11 protein-coding genes and 1 pseudogene are annotated in these 16,073 nt (G+C 39.1%); 3 read left to right on the forward strand and 9 right to left on the reverse strand.

What is annotated here, in order from left to right; translation table 11 throughout:
* The first annotated feature begins 9 nt into the window (after positions 1-9).
* Positions 10-447: a DUF296 domain-containing protein gene (locus NT010_13885; protein ID MCX5807129.1), complete on the forward strand. Its 438-nt coding sequence runs from the start codon at positions 10-12 to the stop codon at positions 445-447.
* Here the strand turns inward: NT010_13885 and NT010_13890 are convergent, their stop codons facing one another.
* On the reverse strand, positions 448-1,983 hold the full coding sequence (locus NT010_13890; GenBank protein ID MCX5807130.1) for a 4Fe-4S binding protein: 1,536 nt from the start codon (positions 1,981-1,983) through the stop codon (positions 448-450).
* A gap of 22 nt (positions 1,984-2,005) precedes the next feature.
* Positions 2,006-2,884, reverse strand: a complete 879-nt coding sequence (locus NT010_13895) for a DUF362 domain-containing protein (protein ID MCX5807131.1) — start codon at positions 2,882-2,884, stop codon at positions 2,006-2,008.
* A gap of 56 nt (positions 2,885-2,940) precedes the next feature.
* Between NT010_13895 and NT010_13900 the strand changes: the two genes are divergently transcribed.
* Positions 2,941-3,624, forward strand: coding sequence for a molybdopterin-dependent oxidoreductase (locus tag NT010_13900; protein MCX5807132.1), 684 nt, complete (start codon positions 2,941-2,943; stop codon positions 3,622-3,624).
* A gap of 28 nt (positions 3,625-3,652) precedes the next feature.
* Here NT010_13900 and sfsA read toward each other — a convergent pair whose 3' ends face one another.
* The 4 genes from sfsA to NT010_13920 all read right to left on the reverse strand — a co-directional run bounded on the left by sfsA (position 3,653) and on the right by NT010_13920 (position 9,542).
* On the reverse strand, positions 3,653-4,744 hold the full coding sequence (gene sfsA / locus NT010_13905) for a DNA/RNA nuclease SfsA (GenBank protein MCX5807133.1): 1,092 nt from the start codon (positions 4,742-4,744) through the stop codon (positions 3,653-3,655).
* 799 nt (positions 4,745-5,543) lie between these two features.
* Complete coding sequence (locus NT010_13910) at positions 5,544-5,987, reverse strand: PEP-utilizing enzyme (protein ID MCX5807134.1); 444 nt, start codon at positions 5,985-5,987, stop codon at positions 5,544-5,546.
* A 110-nt stretch (positions 5,988-6,097) separates the two neighbouring features.
* Positions 6,098-7,420 carry a Tm-1-like ATP-binding domain-containing protein gene (locus tag NT010_13915; protein MCX5807135.1) on the reverse strand — a complete coding sequence of 441 codons (1,323 nt, stop codon included), beginning with the start codon at positions 7,418-7,420 and terminating at the stop codon, positions 6,098-6,100.
* A gap of 415 nt (positions 7,421-7,835) precedes the next feature.
* Positions 7,836-9,542 (reverse strand): PAS domain S-box protein, encoded by a 1,707-nt coding sequence (locus NT010_13920; GenBank protein MCX5807136.1) that lies wholly within the window; start codon positions 9,540-9,542, stop codon positions 7,836-7,838.
* Between the two features lie 241 nt (positions 9,543-9,783).
* On the opposite strand from NT010_13920, the gene NT010_13925 reads away from it, so the two are divergent.
* Entirely contained in the window at positions 9,784-11,025 is a 1,242-nt protein-coding gene (locus NT010_13925) for an MFS transporter (protein MCX5807137.1), read from the forward strand.
* Between the two features lie 145 nt (positions 11,026-11,170).
* On the opposite strand, the gene NT010_13930 is transcribed toward NT010_13925, so the two are convergent.
* The 3 genes and pseudogenes from NT010_13930 to NT010_13940 form a co-directional block, all read right to left on the reverse strand.
* Complete coding sequence (locus NT010_13930; protein ID MCX5807138.1) at positions 11,171-12,937, reverse strand: O-antigen ligase family protein; 1,767 nt, start codon at positions 12,935-12,937, stop codon at positions 11,171-11,173.
* Entirely contained in the window at positions 12,934-15,075 is a 2,142-nt protein-coding gene (locus NT010_13935) for a YfhO family protein (GenBank protein ID MCX5807139.1), read from the reverse strand. The genes NT010_13930 and NT010_13935 overlap by 4 nt, the downstream gene beginning before the upstream one ends.
* Before the next feature lie 729 nt (positions 15,076-15,804).
* Positions 15,805-15,909 (reverse strand): annotated as a pseudogene (locus tag NT010_13940) (prepilin-type N-terminal cleavage/methylation domain-containing protein).
* Positions 15,910-16,073 lie beyond the last annotated feature (164 nt).

Genomic DNA, 16,073 nt, shown 5'->3' on the forward strand with positions numbered 1-16,073 from the left:
AGGAGATAAATGAAATATCAAACCGGTGAAGTCGGCAGGGTCATTGTTGCGAAGTTTGAAGATAGCGACGATATTATTAACAATATTATAGGCATTGCGAAAAAGGAAGTAATCAAAGCAGGCATTTTTTATCTTCTTGGCGGCATGAAGAATGCTAAGATTGTAGTAGGTCCTGAAAAAGATGAACTCCCGCCCATACCGGTATGGCGCGAGATGAAAGAAAGTCATGAGATTATCGGAATCGGAACAATTTTCTGGCATGAAGAAGAACCGAAGATACATTTTCATGGGGCCTATGGCAAGCATGACAAAGTTAAGGTCGGGTGTCTCCGTGAGATGGCTGATACGTTTATTGTGCTTGAGTGTATCATTCTTGAAATAAAAGGGATAGATGCAATAAGGAAGCTTGATCCTGCTTCAGGGATGGTGCTTCTCGATCTTCCGTAATTATTTATTTGTTTTTTTAGACACCGGAAACACCTCGATGGCAGATTTTCCTTCTAATGGACATTTATTTTCACAAATTCCGCACCCTATGCATAATTGGTCTGCAATATATGGTCTTTTCAGGACGGTCCTTTTACCTTCGTAATTCTTTTCTGTGAATAACTCAAATTTTATTGCCTTTTCCGGAACCGGACAATGTTCTTCGCAGACGATGCAATTGATCTTTTTTGCATAAGGGAGACAGTGGTTTTTGTCAATTACGGCAGTGCCTATAACGCTTTTTTTCTTTTGTTCCAAGGGAAGATTCGGGATGGCCCCTGTGGGGCAGACCTGGCCGCAGAGGTTGCAGTTGTATTCGCAATATCCAAGACGGGGTATAAGAACTGGCATAAAAATCCCGTAAATGCCTGTCTGAAATAGGGCAGGGTACAGAGCATTTCTCAGGCAGACCTTGATACATTCGCCGCATCTCACGCATTTTTTAAGAAATTCACCATCATTAAGCACCCCGGGAGGCCGCAGGGATTTATCCTGTATGGATGGGAAGTGAAAGGAGAAAACTCTTGAAACAAAAAAACCTGACAGCATTCCTCCCAGAAAGACCCTTCTGCCTGCTGAAACAGGTGCTTTCATTAATTTGGACGTAGCTTTGGCAGAGGTTGCCCTGGCGAAGGGTAGTTTCATGGCAAAATTTACCCTTTTAAAATTGCATTTGAGACGGCAATCCATGCAGAGAATACAGTCCTGTTTCTGTAGTGTGTCTTCATCGAAACCTGTGGGGCAGGTTGTTTTGCAAGTTTGGCAATCACGGCAGATATGTGACGGGATCCTTTTGAATATGGAAAGTCTGCCCAAAAGACCCAGAAGTGTTCCAAGGGGGCACAAATTTTTACACCAGTTCCTTTTTTCGTATCTTTCGAGGAAAATAATAAACAGAAAAAACATGAAAGAGATAAAGGCAAGGGGGTAAAAGGTTTCTCTGAAAGGCAGGATATAGTCCTTTAAAAAAGCATATACTGGTGCTGCATAATCACGATTTTCCCCTGCTATATGATATAAACCAGACCATCCTGCTTTTACAGAGTATCCCAGTAGAGGATGAAGAAAGAATGTCATGGCTCTTACGAGTATGGCAATAGGGTCAAAAATCCCTGCGATATTCACATTAAAAAATGCAGCAGATAGAAGTGTAAAAAGGAAAAAATACTTGAAATTTGTCTTCAAAATTCCGACAGGCATTGTTTTTTTAATTTTATTGGTAATCAGGTCAATAATTGTGCCCAAAGGACATATCCATCCGCAGAAAAATCTGCCGAGTAATGTTGAAAAAATCAACATTAATACCCCTGGGAAGAGAAGCAGCGTAAATGTCTTGGCGGCAAGTAGAAAGCTTAAGACAATAAGAGGGTTAGCCCTGAAAAAACTATTAACAGCAAAGGATATCTCATCCTTCCCTCTATATTCTGTATTAACAAAAAAGATCAGGAATATCGCAAGGAAGATTAACTGAGATATACGGGAAGTTGTTATTTTCATATATTAAAAGTGATGTTCATTTTTACCCTTTTAATATCCTTACCTTACTAAGGTTAATTTCTCCCAGACCTCTTCTGTGCGCAGAAACAGTGGTTGATATATCATGTGGGTTAAGACCAAAGAGGGTTGTGGCATATGCATCGGCCGAGACAATATCTGCAGAGGCAACGACCGTATTCAGCACCCTTACATCTTTAAGGTTCCCGCCCTGTGGTCCATGATTTAAGAGAATACGCGTTGCATCAATGATTGTCAGATGACTTTTCATAAAGACATTAACATCAGAAAGGGCTTCATCTATATTTCTGTGGATGTATCCTCTGTTGCCACCCATGATGCCCATGATGTTTTTTAAGCCAAGAGTGAGACGAGTAAGACTATGATGTTTTGCTATGGGTACATTGATAAAAACATCGGCAAGAAGAGCTTCGTCGTATAGTTCCCATTCTTTAAGAAAAATGCCGTTAATTTTTGTGTTTTTAAAACGTTCGCTTTCAATGTGCTTTAGCTCAACATTTGTTAATCCCCTTAACGTTGCTTGAATACCACTGTTTTCGTAACACCTTCTTGCATCATTACAGGTGTTGTCAAAAATCTTAACTTTTTTTGCCCCGGCTTCCAGACAATCTTCAACTATAGCCTTTACAACTGCAGGATGCGTGGTTGCGCCATATTCCGGCTTTCTGTCCCATCCTATGTTCGGTTTTACAACGACTATATTGCCCTTTTTTACAAATTTGCGGATGCCGCCCAATCCCGCAATGGCGTTCCTTGTTGTGGCTGCATAATCCTTGCCTTCTGCAACCCCCAGAACAGAGGGCTCCTTTGCAAAGATGTTTTTGTGAAATCCGGCTAAAAGTAAAGATGATGCAGTAAACTTCAAAAAATCTCTTCTTTTCATAGAGATAATTTTAACTATTCTATGTGGTTTGTCAATGGACATGATATAATTAATATATGGACAGGCGCAATTTCATAAAGTTTCTATCTGTTCTTGGTATTGGCTTTATACTTCCCCACTCTACGCTTTCTGCAAAGGAGGTTGAGAAGATATTGGAGAACGAGGACAGAGAAGGATTTTATATAAGGTTTTATAAGCCCTTTAAACCTGTTGATCATAATAAATGGACTTTAAAAGTCGGTGGTTTGTGTGAAAATCCAAGGACATTAAACCTTTCCAATATTAAAGAACTCAGGAAAGAAACTCAAGTTTCGCGGATGACATGCGTTGAATCATGGTCGAGCAAGGCAAAGTGGGGAGGCTTCAGCCCGAAAACACTTTTTGATATTGTAAGGCCTGGAAAGGAAGCAAGATTTGTATATTTTTATTCGGCAGATGATTATTATGAATATATTTCGCTTGATGACCTTTTAAAGAAAAGGGTGCTTTTTGTCTATGAGATGAACGATAAATTTCTCCCCGATATACATGGGGGTCCGCTTAGGCTGATAATGCCCTTCAAGTACGGATACAAAAGCATAAAGACTATAGTAAAAGTTGATTTTGTAAAGAACGAAGGTACGGGTTATTGGTCAAATTATGGCTATTCCAGGGATGCAACCATAAAAAAGGGTGAAGATCATGCCCTTGATTTAAGGGAATACAAAATACTGAAAAACGAGGGTGAACCGGATTACTAAACTAACACCGGCCGACATCGATTGAGGGTCAATTTTCTATTATCCGCTCCATTCTATAGTATAAGAGCAGGTCAATAAATTCCTTTGACTCTACAGGATTTTTTTCCATGTAAAAAAGATGTGAATCGCAGTCGCAATCCGAAGAGCCGAAATCTTTTATCCGGCCATCTGAAATTTTACGGAAAGACCCTGCTATTTTGCATTCAAGACGGGACGAAGAACGTATTGGAAGGGCATGAATAAGGACGGCTTGTTCTCTCAGATAATCAATGTGCCAGAAAAGATTTTTTCTTTTTCTCTTATGTCTCTCTATCCTTGCAGTGAGGTCTTTCATTGCAGAACCGATATATATATAAAAACCCTTTTTAAAGAAGATGCTGCCAAGTTTGCCTATTGTAATTTCCTTGTCATTGTCAAGGTTGAGAATGAGCATATAGCTTCCGCAGTCCGCACCTTCTTTTTCATATATATGCCAGGGAATTTCAAGCTCATTTGTTTTGTTTTCAATGGAAAGATCATTTTCCCAGGCAATGGATACGGCTTTTATGAATATATCATTCCGAAAGGTATGGAGTGTTTTTGAAAACTCCGGGTCAATATGATATTCAGGCAGAAAATATTTAACGGAATTGGAATGAACGGCAAAGAGAACACCGCCATAATAGGAGGAAGCAGCTAATTCTGTGACGTGCCTTCGTCCTCTGTCCGTCACTGCATCAGGAAACATAGCCATACTGTTATGAAAGAGAGTGCAGGATTTTACCTCAAGGAGCATTCTGTCATTACCTTTTTTAAGTAGAAAATCGAATCTGCTTCTTCCTACGGTAAACTCAGGTTTTTCAATAGAATAGTCCTCAAGACCGGATATGGCCTGCTTTTCAATGAGCCATTTGACGACGGTATTTGTATGGTGTGTATGGAGGAAGACAGGCACTCCTTTTTTTTCAACTGCTATAACGGTATAATCCGTACGTTTTTCCGGGCTATGAGTTGTTTTGGTAATGTAGATGGTTTTGTTTTTCTGCAAAAGCTCCCAGAGCCTGCCGGGGTTCGGAAGATATGCCGTGATTATCCTGCTGTTGTGAAGACAGTTAACGATAAACCTGTTCGGCCTTTCAATAAATACTGCGGTTTCAAAGTGACTGAAAATGTTTAATTTCGTAATTCTGTCCGTTTGGTTATAATTATTTGGATCATAATAATTGTCTCACATTGACTTTTGCATGAATTTCAAACATGAAGGATAGGTCCTTATTTTGTGCATGTCTGATCATGCCTTTTTTCTTTTACGAGAACCGGTAAACCATATGATCCACGATAATAGTCCTCGTTATTTATAACACAAAGTTTATCGGGAAACATGCTAAATGAGAATCAGCGTTATTTATTAATGCGATGAAAAGTTAGTATAATGATATTATGGCATAAGTACTACTCGATTATCTATAATAGATGCAGGAGAATTCACAAGATAAAAATGAGTAACATCGGAGATATGCTGAACCCCAAAACGATTCTGACAATCATTAAATTATCAATTTTTGCAAAAAGCTTGGCTTTAAATTGAAGTGGCTGTCCAGAGGTGTGTCGAAAGTTACTTTAATCCTCAAACATTAGATGGAGCTAAAAGCTGTAAGTCCATGATCGGTATACACCGGCCTGAGATTCCCACAGAACTAAAATATATACAAGATGGAGTTCAGGCCCAGGGTTTCTCCGTATAAAATATTTAATATTAAAGGCAAATGAAAAAAGGTGGGAATATTACGGTAACGAATTTAGCGTAGAAGGTAAGATTTAATAGCAGTTTAGGGGGTAGGACCTCCGGCATCAGGGCAGTTTCTGACCCGGAGGTCCAGGAGAATGAGATCTACCTGCTTCCAGGAGCACTTGATTGACTCATAACTTTTTAATTTATTTCAATTGTTCAATGTCATACCTTCTTTAATTTCAATAGTCCCCTGTGTACCATCTACTCTTATGATATCTCCATCCCTGATTATTTCCGTTAGTCCGGATATACCTATCACTGCCGGGATACCATATATCCTGGCAAATTCCACTGCATTAGAAGCCTGACCGCCATTTTCCGTAGCTATCGCATTCGCTTTAGATAATATTATTGCAAGTTTAGGTGAAGCTGTTCTGGAAACAATCACCATGCCATCTTTTACCTTTAATATATCCTCATCTTTTTTTATTACCACAGCTCTGCCCATAGCCACTCCTGATGCTGCTGCTGCTCCATGTATAGCCTTTCCATTCAAATATCTTGCTAAAACGTTTGCCCTGCTTCTGCGACCCTCCAGATCCGATATATATTCTTCGGAAAACTGATCATGCTGTACTAATTTCGTTTCCATTGCTTTTCTCCTTTTTTAATTACTATATTATTGTTTATATTTGATAAGTCGTATGTTTACAGCACAACCACCATTTAAATGTGCTTGAGTCGTTGTTCCTCCCTATCGTCCTACACGTTTACAACCTGAGCCAGTCGAGAAACATCTTCTTTTTTCCTCATCAGCTTATCCAAAACTTCAACGCTTCTTTTAGCAAAGACAGGATCGTTGATATCTGTATCTATCTCCTCAAAGGGAATTATCGGATTTAAAACACTCTTCAGTACATCGATGAACACCTGATCTGCCTCGTGGTCGTAAAGCAGCTCCCCTGGCTTTGAATATTCAGAAAACCCTTTCTTCGGTATAAGAACATAGTTTAAATCCGGCGCCTTGTTGAGTTTTTTGCCGATAATCAGTGCGACTTTGCGCATGTCCTCAACAGCAGTCCTGATAAGAATCCGGTAATCGTAGTGCACAGTAGGTCTTGACAAAAGCTTTGTCGGCGCAGGACAAGAGGGGGTAAAACCAAAAAAATCAATCCCGCCAGGTGCAAAAACAAGAGGAACTCCCATTTTCCCAGCCGTCTCCAGGCGATCAGGGCCTGCTCCCTTACTGAAACCTTCATAAAACTCATCCACTAACTCGCGAGGTGTAATATCGAGAACACCTTCTATTCTGCCCTCACCGATAAGCTCCTCAAGCGCCATACCGCCGGTACCGACAGCATGGAATGCCATCATCTCGTATTCCTTCTGTAAAAGGGGCTCTTCAAGCTGAAGTACGCAGGGAGAAGTGGGACCGCATGCTGTAACCCCTATCATCGGTATGTTTTTTTGGGGTTGTTCTCTGTCCATCATACCGCAAACAGCATGTGTAGCCTGCGCCAGGAGGTGGCGCATGAAATCATTGAGGCCGAGAAGGTCTCCAACAGAATGAAACATCACGATGTCTTTGGTTTGAACGTATTCTCTGACATCCCTTGACGCCACGGTAGAGAGCATTACCTTCGGGATACCGAAAGGCAGGGAACGCATAATGTAAGTAGCCATCCCTGTTCCTGATCCGCCTCCTATTGAGAGAACGCCATGCAACCTCCCTTCTGCAAACAAACGGTTTGCAATGACGGCCCCACCCTCTCGTATGGCATAACTGATACGTTGTTTATCCCATGTCCCTGCTGTGTCGTCGAGATCAACGTTAACTGCCGCGGCAATGTCCCTGTTTGTCACGTCCGGCTTTATTTGGGACGTGTTGAAAGTGCCTATATCCATGAGTATCGGATGTACTCCGAGATTTAAGGCAACATCTTTAATGAATGCAGCTTCTCTGCCTTTTGTGTCAAGAGTGGTAATAATGAGAAGCTGTTTTTTGTTCGTACCATATTTTCTTGTAGAGCCCGAACGTAATAGCGCTTGCTCTAAATTTGAAACATGCCCTGATCCGTGTTCCATAGTAAACCCCCTTTTTTTACTTGTATCAACACCATCTTTGTGGTCGTTGACATCATAATATGTAAAATAAACTGAAACGGTTTTAATTAAAATGGGAAATAAATACTATAAAGTATGAACCTAATGTTCCTATATAAGCGGAAACGAGCAGCCGGACTTCACGAGGATTATAATTGATTAAGTGTGCCGTGAACGCTATTGAAGAGATTAACGATGAAATGAAACTGGAATAATAGGAACATCCGGGTCATACTTAAAGCAGAGAAGGACTGTAAATATGGGACATTTTTTTAATTTATATTATCCAATAGGATAAGCAATGGTGCCAATGGCATATCCGGAGTAAATTTAACTCCATAAACGTCAGGGAAGATACTGAACAATTGTATGTGAAATAGATAACTGCGGTTACAGTCTAAAGGGAAAGCAGCAGTGATCGTAAATTGGTTTTGTCATTATTGACACCCAGTTTTTTTCTTATGATGAACCTCTGTTTATCAATGGCATCTTTGGTCGCGCTGAGAAGCTCAGCAATTTCCTTTGTAGTTCTGCCCTGTTTTATCAAAGAGACAATTTCAAGCTGTCTTGGGGTAAGGTTGAAATTACGAACGTTATAACGAAAGGGTGAAAGGATTTCCCTGAGATTTGTTTCTATTAATCCAAGTGTTGTGCGCTGCAAACCATCCAGTCTATTTTTTTTCAGCTTCTCAACATATGGGAGTACAAGCTCGTTCACATTTGACACGAATCTTTGTTCGAGTTCCTCCTTGTCCTTTTCCCGTTGCCTCAGCAATACCTTTAGCGCGATATTCGCTTCTTCAAGGCCCTGCCGCTCAGTGTACAGTGCTTTTTCTGCCTCTGTCCGTGTTTTGATTTCTTGCTCGAGTTTTTGTTGAACTTCAATGCGCACAATGATGTTGCCAAGCTGACCGGCGAGAAAGTCGAGACTGATGATCGCCTGCTCCGATATTGTCTCTTTTACCCTGGAAAATAGGTTGAACGAGGCGATTACCCGCCCGTCATGGAGTATGGGGATGGTTGCGGAATATTTGTAGCCTTCTTCGTTCGATGTTGGCATTGATTCACTACTTGGGATTATCAGGATGTGCTTCTCATTCATCATCCGTTTCCAGGGTGATGATCCGGCCGCAATAACTCTGACCTTTGTCTCCATTTTTGGTGACAGGCCTATTGAAGAAATAAGCTCCAGATCTTCTCCTCCGTGCTTTTTTAGCCAGATACCCCCGCTTTCCATGCCCGATGCCTTCACCGCGGTTTCCAGGATAAGGGTCAGCCCTTCACCCACATCCCCTGTTTGCGCCAGCTTTAGAGCAAGATCCCGTTGCATAAGGATTTGGTCTACCATGTTCTTCTTTTCCGTGATATCCTGCACAGTACCTTCATGGTAAAGTACCTGTCCCGCTTCATCACAGACGGCTCGCGCATTGATCAAAAACCATGCAATGCTGCCATCCTTTCTGTACATACTCCAGAGGTGGTCATGCACATGACCATTCTTGCCTATCATCTCGAGATACTCATACCAGGTTTTGACATTGACATGCAGTTGTTTACCGACATCCATGCAATTTTCTGACAGTTCTTCAAGTGAATCAAATCCGTGAAGGCGGACAAGGGCAGGGTTGGCATTAAGCAAACGGCCCTCAGGTGTAACCTGAAAAATGCCTTCTGTCGCATTGAAGAAGATATTCCAGTATTTGTCCTCTGCCTGTTTTTTCTCCGTTATGTCTTCTAAAGTACCTTCGTAGTAAAGGATGCTGCCATTATTGTCTTTTTCAGCCCTTATATTCATGCGGACCCATCTTGCACCACCATCCCGTGTATGCATCTGTGTTTCCAGATTTAGGGCCTTTCCTTTGTCGCGTAGCAGTTTGTTTATACGTTTACGTTCCTTTGGATCGGCATAAATGTTTCCGAAGTTCAAACCTTTTTTGATGAGATTATCTGGCCAGTCAAAGCCGTACATCCTGGCAAATGCAGCATTGGCGCTGATAAACCGTCCGTCAGCGTTCGCCCGGAACATCCCCTCTACGGCGTTTTCGTAGACGCTTTTGTAATTATCTTCTTTCTTACTGATATCCTTTGTATGTTTGTTCACCATTTATTCCAAAGCCTTTTGGTGTACCTCTGCCTTATATTTAATCTCTTTGGAGGAGGGACTTTCTGCATCTATATATTAAACTTTTTGACGACTATTGCAACTTTTTTCGAGGTGTGCTGAAAATAGGTTCCCTTTCGTATTTCCAGCTGCCAAAGCGACCCTGCGTCAGGTATCAGCCACGACTTTGACCGTAGAAATCTATGGCAAAAATATCGGTTTACGGGTTATCCTGAAAGAATAAATGTGGACCAGACTTAAATCTTTCCTTACCTTCCCCATTCTTGCTGCTTTATTCTGTTTCTCCATGTTCTACCGGGTTACAAACGCCGTCATTGCGCCGGACCTTGTGCGGGAGTTCAATCTTGACGCCGAAAGATTGGGTTTACTCGGTAGTGCCTTTTTTTACACCTTTGCCGTTTTCCAGATACCTATGGGGGTGCTACTCGACAGGGTAGAGCCCCGCAGGATCATATCCTCCTTTTCCCTGGTAGGGGCATCCGGGGCCATAGTTTTTGCATGTTCAGGCAGTTTTTATACAGCCCTTCTGGGGAGGGCGCTGCTTGGCATAGGCATGGCATCTGTGCTTATGGGCAGCCTTAAAGTTTTTGCCACCGGACATTCTCCGCACAGATTTTCCACACTTTCCGGGACCCTTATCGCTATCGGAACCCTGGGGAATTTCCTTGCCACCTCACCGCTGGTATATATGAATTCTATTATCGGATGGAGACTTACATTTGTCTGCTGTGGTTTTATAACGGCTCTACTAGCTGTCCTTATTTTATTTGTATTAAAAGAAGTGACTGCTGATAAGCAAGAAAACACGTTACATACATTTTACCCGGAACAGATGACAGGAGTACTTAAATCAGCACAAATGATTTTGAGCAACTTTTCTTTCTGGCAGATAGGCTCTATAGCGTTTTTCAGATACGGCACCTTCGTGGCTTTGCAGGGAGTGTGGCTTGGCCCTTATCTGATGGTCATCAAAAGATTTACTCCCCTTGCAGCGGGGAATATTTTAATGATGCTCTCTTTTGGCATGATTTTAGGCTCGCCTGTTGCAGGATATCTTGCCGACAGGGTTTTTCGCACGACAAAATCCGTTGTTCTGCTGGGTTTGAGCTGCTATGCATTATGCCTTATCCCTCTCACGGGGATTTGGAAGATTGAGAGTGCTATCACCTATTCTGTACTTTTCATATTCCTTGGTTTCTTCAGCGGGTTTGGTATGCTTGCCTATTCGCATATCAAGGAACTCTTTCCTTTAAATATGTCGGGAACGGTCATTGCCGGGATAAACTTTTTTGTTATGGCTGGTGGTGCATTTTTCATACAGATCATCGGGATAATTATCTCTCTTTATACAGGCACGAGTAATGACTATCCATCAGGAGCCTATCATTTAGCGTTCATCATATGTCTTATAGGGATGATCGGGAGCCTCGCTTTTTATGGTTTTTCGAAGAGCAAGCAGGAATGAGAACGACGTTTTTTGAAGGTGGATATAACCGGCTGGCAATTGGGACATTTAGCGGATAACGCACTCTCAGGACCATAAAACAACCGAAAAAAACACTTCCTTAACTCATCCTAAGCATGCATATTTCGTTGCATCAAGGTGTGACTTAGATTATTTTAAAAAGTTTCTTAAATCTCTCAGCTTTTTCACTGTAATTTTGATAGAGTTTCATATTGCCTTCTGTCCTATGGTTTTCCGCAAGCTCAAAGCACACTGTTATTCTTAAAGGAAAAAACGGGGCGTATTTATAAAGAAAATTATCAATATCGGTTAGTATTGTAATAGCCTCGGCAATTCTTCCTGTTGCCTTGTAAAATCTTGCCATTTCAATTTTATAAAACTGGTTGTAAGGGAAGAGATTCACTGCTTTAGTAAGATACTTTTCAGATAATCCGGACCTGGCGGTTTTGTAATAAAACTTTGCAATGCCGACATATATTTCACCATTAACACTATTTAATTTTAGTGCCTTTAAGTAGTACTTTTCTATATCTTGCTTCAACTGATCATTTTTTAAGTTAGAAGATGACATATAAATCTGGTTTAAAAAATCGGCCATACTTTCCTGTACCATTGATGAACCGTAACTAAAAGTGGATGCGTACAATAAATACCTGTACGCACTGTCTATATCCTGACTTTTTATGGTTTTCTTTGCTTTATCAAAATAATAAAAACCGATATATTGCGGAACAATCAAGGTTAAAAAGAAAATCAAAATTAAATAATTTGCAGCCCTTTTCATCCATGACTTGACTTCAATATAATTAATCCTGCTATCCGTTTCTGAAATTATTAAAGCAGATAGGGTATAAAATAATGCCTGAAAGGGTGGGGCAGGGAAGTTGTATTCATACATATTATGTAATAAAAAGGACAAAAGAGATATTTTAAGTAAAAAACGGGAAGAAAAGAATGGTCCTTTGAAAATTATAAAAAGAAAAAATAAAAATAATATAAAGCCAACAAGGCCAAGCTCTATGAGTATATTGAGGAATATATTATGCGCATGCACGTGTGATTCCATATCGATAAGAAAAGGATTTGCTACTGTGTTAAATAAACCTCTTATAGAATTAATACCATGGCCAAACAATGGGGCATCCGAAAACAATTTGATGGTTTTTTCAAAGATGTAAAACCTGTAAAAAGATGATAACATGCCTCCCTCTGCAGAAGGTATGGATGGGGACTGTATAAGAAATCCTATAACGTACCTGAAAGTAATATATAAGGCAAAACCACTGAATATTGTTAAAAGTATACTTTTTGCCGTCTTTTTATCCTTTTTAATAAGAAAATATATTAAAATAACAATAAGGGCTAATAACATAGAAATCATTCCAGCCTTTGAATTTGATAAAAGATTTGAGAAAATCAAAAAAGAAGTCATATACAAAAAAACAGTTTTGCTTGATCTGTGATAAAGGTAAATGGATATAGGGGCAAGAGGTGTTAAAAAACCGGAGTAAGGATTTCTATTATAGAATAGACCAATAATATCATTACCGTTACATAACTGAAATATTCCAAAAATACCATTTATAACACCACAATAAACAAGGACAAAGAGAAGTTTATTCCCCAGATCTTCATAATTCCTGAGTATTAAATACAATAACGCTCCGGAAATTAAGGAAGACGAAAACATTATCGAAGCCCATTTATCCTCAGCCCATAAGGTTGATGCTACAGCATAGAGAGAAAATATCAGGACAATAAACGCATCTTTTTTTATCTCTATTGTCTGAGAAAGCCATAAAAATAAAATAATTGTGAGAACAAAAAATATTAGAATCCCATTCGCCGGTGACAAATAACCGCCTAAAAGAGAAGCATATGCGGTAATGGATATGAGCATAATATTTTTCATTTACGCCTCTTAATAAAATAAATGGATAAAGAGATACCAATCAATGTCAAAAGTAGGCCTGAATAAAATGAGACAGGAATATACTTAAAGACAACAACATGCTTGCCCTTTGGAGCTTCTATTGCCCTGAAAGCAAGGTTCGCATTATATATTTTGGTCTGTCTTTTATCAATGTATGCCTTCCAGCCTGGATAGAATGTATCGCTTACATATAAAAACATATCTTTATCAGATTCATATTCCAGAACAACCTTGTTAGCCAGGTATGATACCAGCTTTACGTTGCCTCTATGCTCTATTTTAGTTTTTACAGGTTTTTGATTTCTCAATGTTGCTTTATTATCTTCCATATTGCCAATCTTGTTGTCTTTGATAAGAGGATTGTTTCTTGTATCCTTTAAATCCGTGATCAATATTAATTCCTTTTTTAAATCAATGCTTTTGTCTTTAAGCTTTTCAATGGCCATTGTCTCATTATTAACAAAATGAATTCTGTCAAAAAGAAGGAATCTTCCAGGACAAGGCAGGTATTCATAGAGATGCACCTTTTCTTTGCCGATAGCAATATTGCTAAGAATCTTGAATTTGCTGTTTTTAGTTTTATGAGATGTAATTAAATATCGGATGCCTGAAGCATCAATTCCCCTTTTAGCGTCTTCAAGGGTACCTGCACCAAACATTGTGATTAAATAAATTTCATTTTGTTGTACCCTCAATACTTCTGCACCGCCCATAGTATATAGCCCGAAGATTGCGGCGTACGATGAAGACAGAATTCCCCGGTCTTTAGGAAATCTATCAAATTCAGCATTTGTTTTTGGAGTAACAAAATAACGCTCAGTATTTCTGACATTTGTAAGTTTTTTCGAAAAATCATGATTTTCCATATAGGCTTTCCAGGGAACTGTAGAATAAAAGCCATAACTGGCAAGAAACAGATCTGCTGTTAATAAAAACAGTAATATTTGAAAAACAATCTTTTTGTATTTTAACCTGAGATATAAAAGCAGCATAAAGCAGAACATAAATGAAAAAAAGAGAAACCTTTTCACATTATGGAGATTAAAATTAATATCATGATATGCAGGGGATTTTATCCCCATTTTATCTAAAAAATTATATATATTATCATTAAAAATGACTACATATCCCCAGATTATGACAAGCGCAAACCCGAAATAAAATGAAATAGATACGATATTTTTAACTCGCACAGTATTTTCGGCCACACCTTTTTTTAAAAGATCAAAACCAAGGCCTGATGTAACTGCAATAACAAAGAAAAATACAAAAAGAAATTTTACAGGATACCTTACGCTACTGAAAGGAGGGATATGATAAAGAAACCTATACAGCGGCGTATTACCTCCAAGGGCAAACAAGAACGATATAAAAATCAGTATTATAAAAACCCATTTTTTTCTGTCTCTCGATATAAAATAAAAAGAAGATAGAATAAATGGAATAACGCCAAGATATACTGTTTTCAACCATGATTGATTTTGCCAGTATTTTTGAGTATCAAGCATATAACCATAAAAATCAGGAAGAAAAAACTGTACAAAATCCTTCCATGCAAAAGACCAGATTATTGCTTCTTTATATGTTAAACCGCTTGTCCTTATACTGTTTATTTTTAATTCATAAAAAGGAAGCAACTGGACTGAGGATAGAAGAATAAAAAGAAGTAAAACAAGGGATATGGCGATTACCCTTTCTTTTATTATTTTCCATAGAGTATCTTGCAAAAGTTTAAAGTCAGTCACTCCAGTGAAAACCGGGGTAAAGAACTTTTTTAAACATCTGCACCTATGCTTTTGCATAAATGACAGAAAAGAACAATTGAAACTGTTTTTCAGGAAGCTCCATATTGTGTTAATATTGCCCGAAAAAGCTTCATCGGTTATAAATAAATTAAGAAAGATCGTTATTATTATTAATACGAATATTGTCATAATAACAATTTCAGGCGCGCCTGCAAGAAACTGCATGGTAAGAGAAAGGGCTGTGTAAGCCAGATATTTTTTTTTCTTATTATCAAAATATTGAAGAAAAAACATAATAATAAGAGGAAACCAGGATACTGAAAAAAGATGTGGGAGCAGATTATGGACAGACATGAGGTATCCTGAGAGCATAAAAATAATTCCGCCTGCAAAGGAAGCTGTCTTCGAAGCTTTACAGTATCTTAAAAAAAGGCACGTAGTTATACCGGCAAAGTAAAAATGTAAAATAATCAACCAGTTCCATACAATATTGAATGGTAAAAAAAGATATAAAATATGAGGCGGATAAAAAACACCTGGTTGCAAGGTTGCAAGCAGGGGGATGCCTGAGTAATTATAGGGGTTCCACAGGGGAAGTTGAAAAGACTTGACGAGTTTGACCCATAGAATTTTTGGAGGTATAAAAAAGGCAGAAAGATCCCTTTCTATAAAAATATATTTTGAAGACAGCATAGGATTGAAATAGATAACTGTAACGATAAAAAGTAAAAAATAACCGAATATCATTTATAAGGAGAGAATAGGTATAAAAAAGGGGGATACGAATATCCCCCTTTTTGTCTCTTCATAAGAATGTTACCAATTGGCGCCGCTAGTTTGTATACCTGCATAGCCGGTAGGTACGTTGGGTGCCGGGGACATAGAAAATTGAAACTCAAAACCCGAAACCTTGATGGTAATTGTTTGTCCACCTATGGTAGGGGCATCTATACCTTGATAATCCACTCTGGCAAGAACGTCAGTCCATGTGTATGCTCCAGTAGTGCCGCCCATAGCCATTGTTGCGTATTGGATCATATTTGCGCCCCTTAAAGCTCCGAGAAATCCATTTGCTACGCCTCTTGCCGCATCTTTTTGAAGGTCTGCGAATTTTGGAACAGCCACTGCTGCAAGTATGCCGAGCACAATAATAACTACAATAAGCTCAATGAGGGTAAAACCTTTTTTATTTCTTAATAATTTCATACATTCCTCCTTTTAAATATTTTTTACATTTTGCATTATCATAAGATGCAAATCAATAATACCCTTTTGCCCTTGTTATACTTTTTACACCTCCTTCCAACTCTTTTTTTATTAAATTCCAAGGAGGGTGGTGTTATAAAGGCTCCTCCTTGTATCCACATAAT

Source organism: Pseudomonadota bacterium (assembly GCA_026388275.1).
Classification (GTDB): domain Bacteria; phylum Desulfobacterota; class Syntrophorhabdia; order Syntrophorhabdales; family Syntrophorhabdaceae; genus JAPLKB01.

Excerpts from the sequence above, each read along its gene's own strand:
- NT010_13885 (MCX5807129.1), top strand. The coding sequence starts at position 10 with ATGAAATATCAAACCGGTGAAGTCGGCAGGGTCATTGTTGCGAAGTTT.
- NT010_13890 (MCX5807130.1), bottom strand. The coding sequence starts at position 1,983 with ATGAAAATAACAACTTCCCGTATATCTCAGTTAATCTTCCTTGCGATA.
- NT010_13895 (MCX5807131.1), bottom strand. The coding sequence starts at position 2,884 with ATGAAAAGAAGAGATTTTTTGAAGTTTACTGCATCATCTTTACTTTTA.
- NT010_13900 (MCX5807132.1), top strand. The coding sequence starts at position 2,941 with ATGGACAGGCGCAATTTCATAAAGTTTCTATCTGTTCTTGGTATTGGC.
- NT010_13910 (MCX5807134.1), bottom strand. The coding sequence starts at position 5,987 with ATGGAAACGAAATTAGTACAGCATGATCAGTTTTCCGAAGAATATATA.
- NT010_13915 (MCX5807135.1), bottom strand. The coding sequence starts at position 7,420 with ATGGAACACGGATCAGGGCATGTTTCAAATTTAGAGCAAGCGCTATTA.
- NT010_13920 (MCX5807136.1), bottom strand. The coding sequence starts at position 9,542 with ATGGTGAACAAACATACAAAGGATATCAGTAAGAAAGAAGATAATTAC.
- NT010_13925 (MCX5807137.1), top strand. The coding sequence starts at position 9,784 with ATGTGGACCAGACTTAAATCTTTCCTTACCTTCCCCATTCTTGCTGCT.
- NT010_13930 (MCX5807138.1), bottom strand. The coding sequence starts at position 12,937 with ATGAAAAATATTATGCTCATATCCATTACCGCATATGCTTCTCTTTTA.
- NT010_13935 (MCX5807139.1), bottom strand. The coding sequence starts at position 15,075 with ATGCTCTCAGGATACCTCATGTCTGTCCATAATCTGCTCCCACATCTT.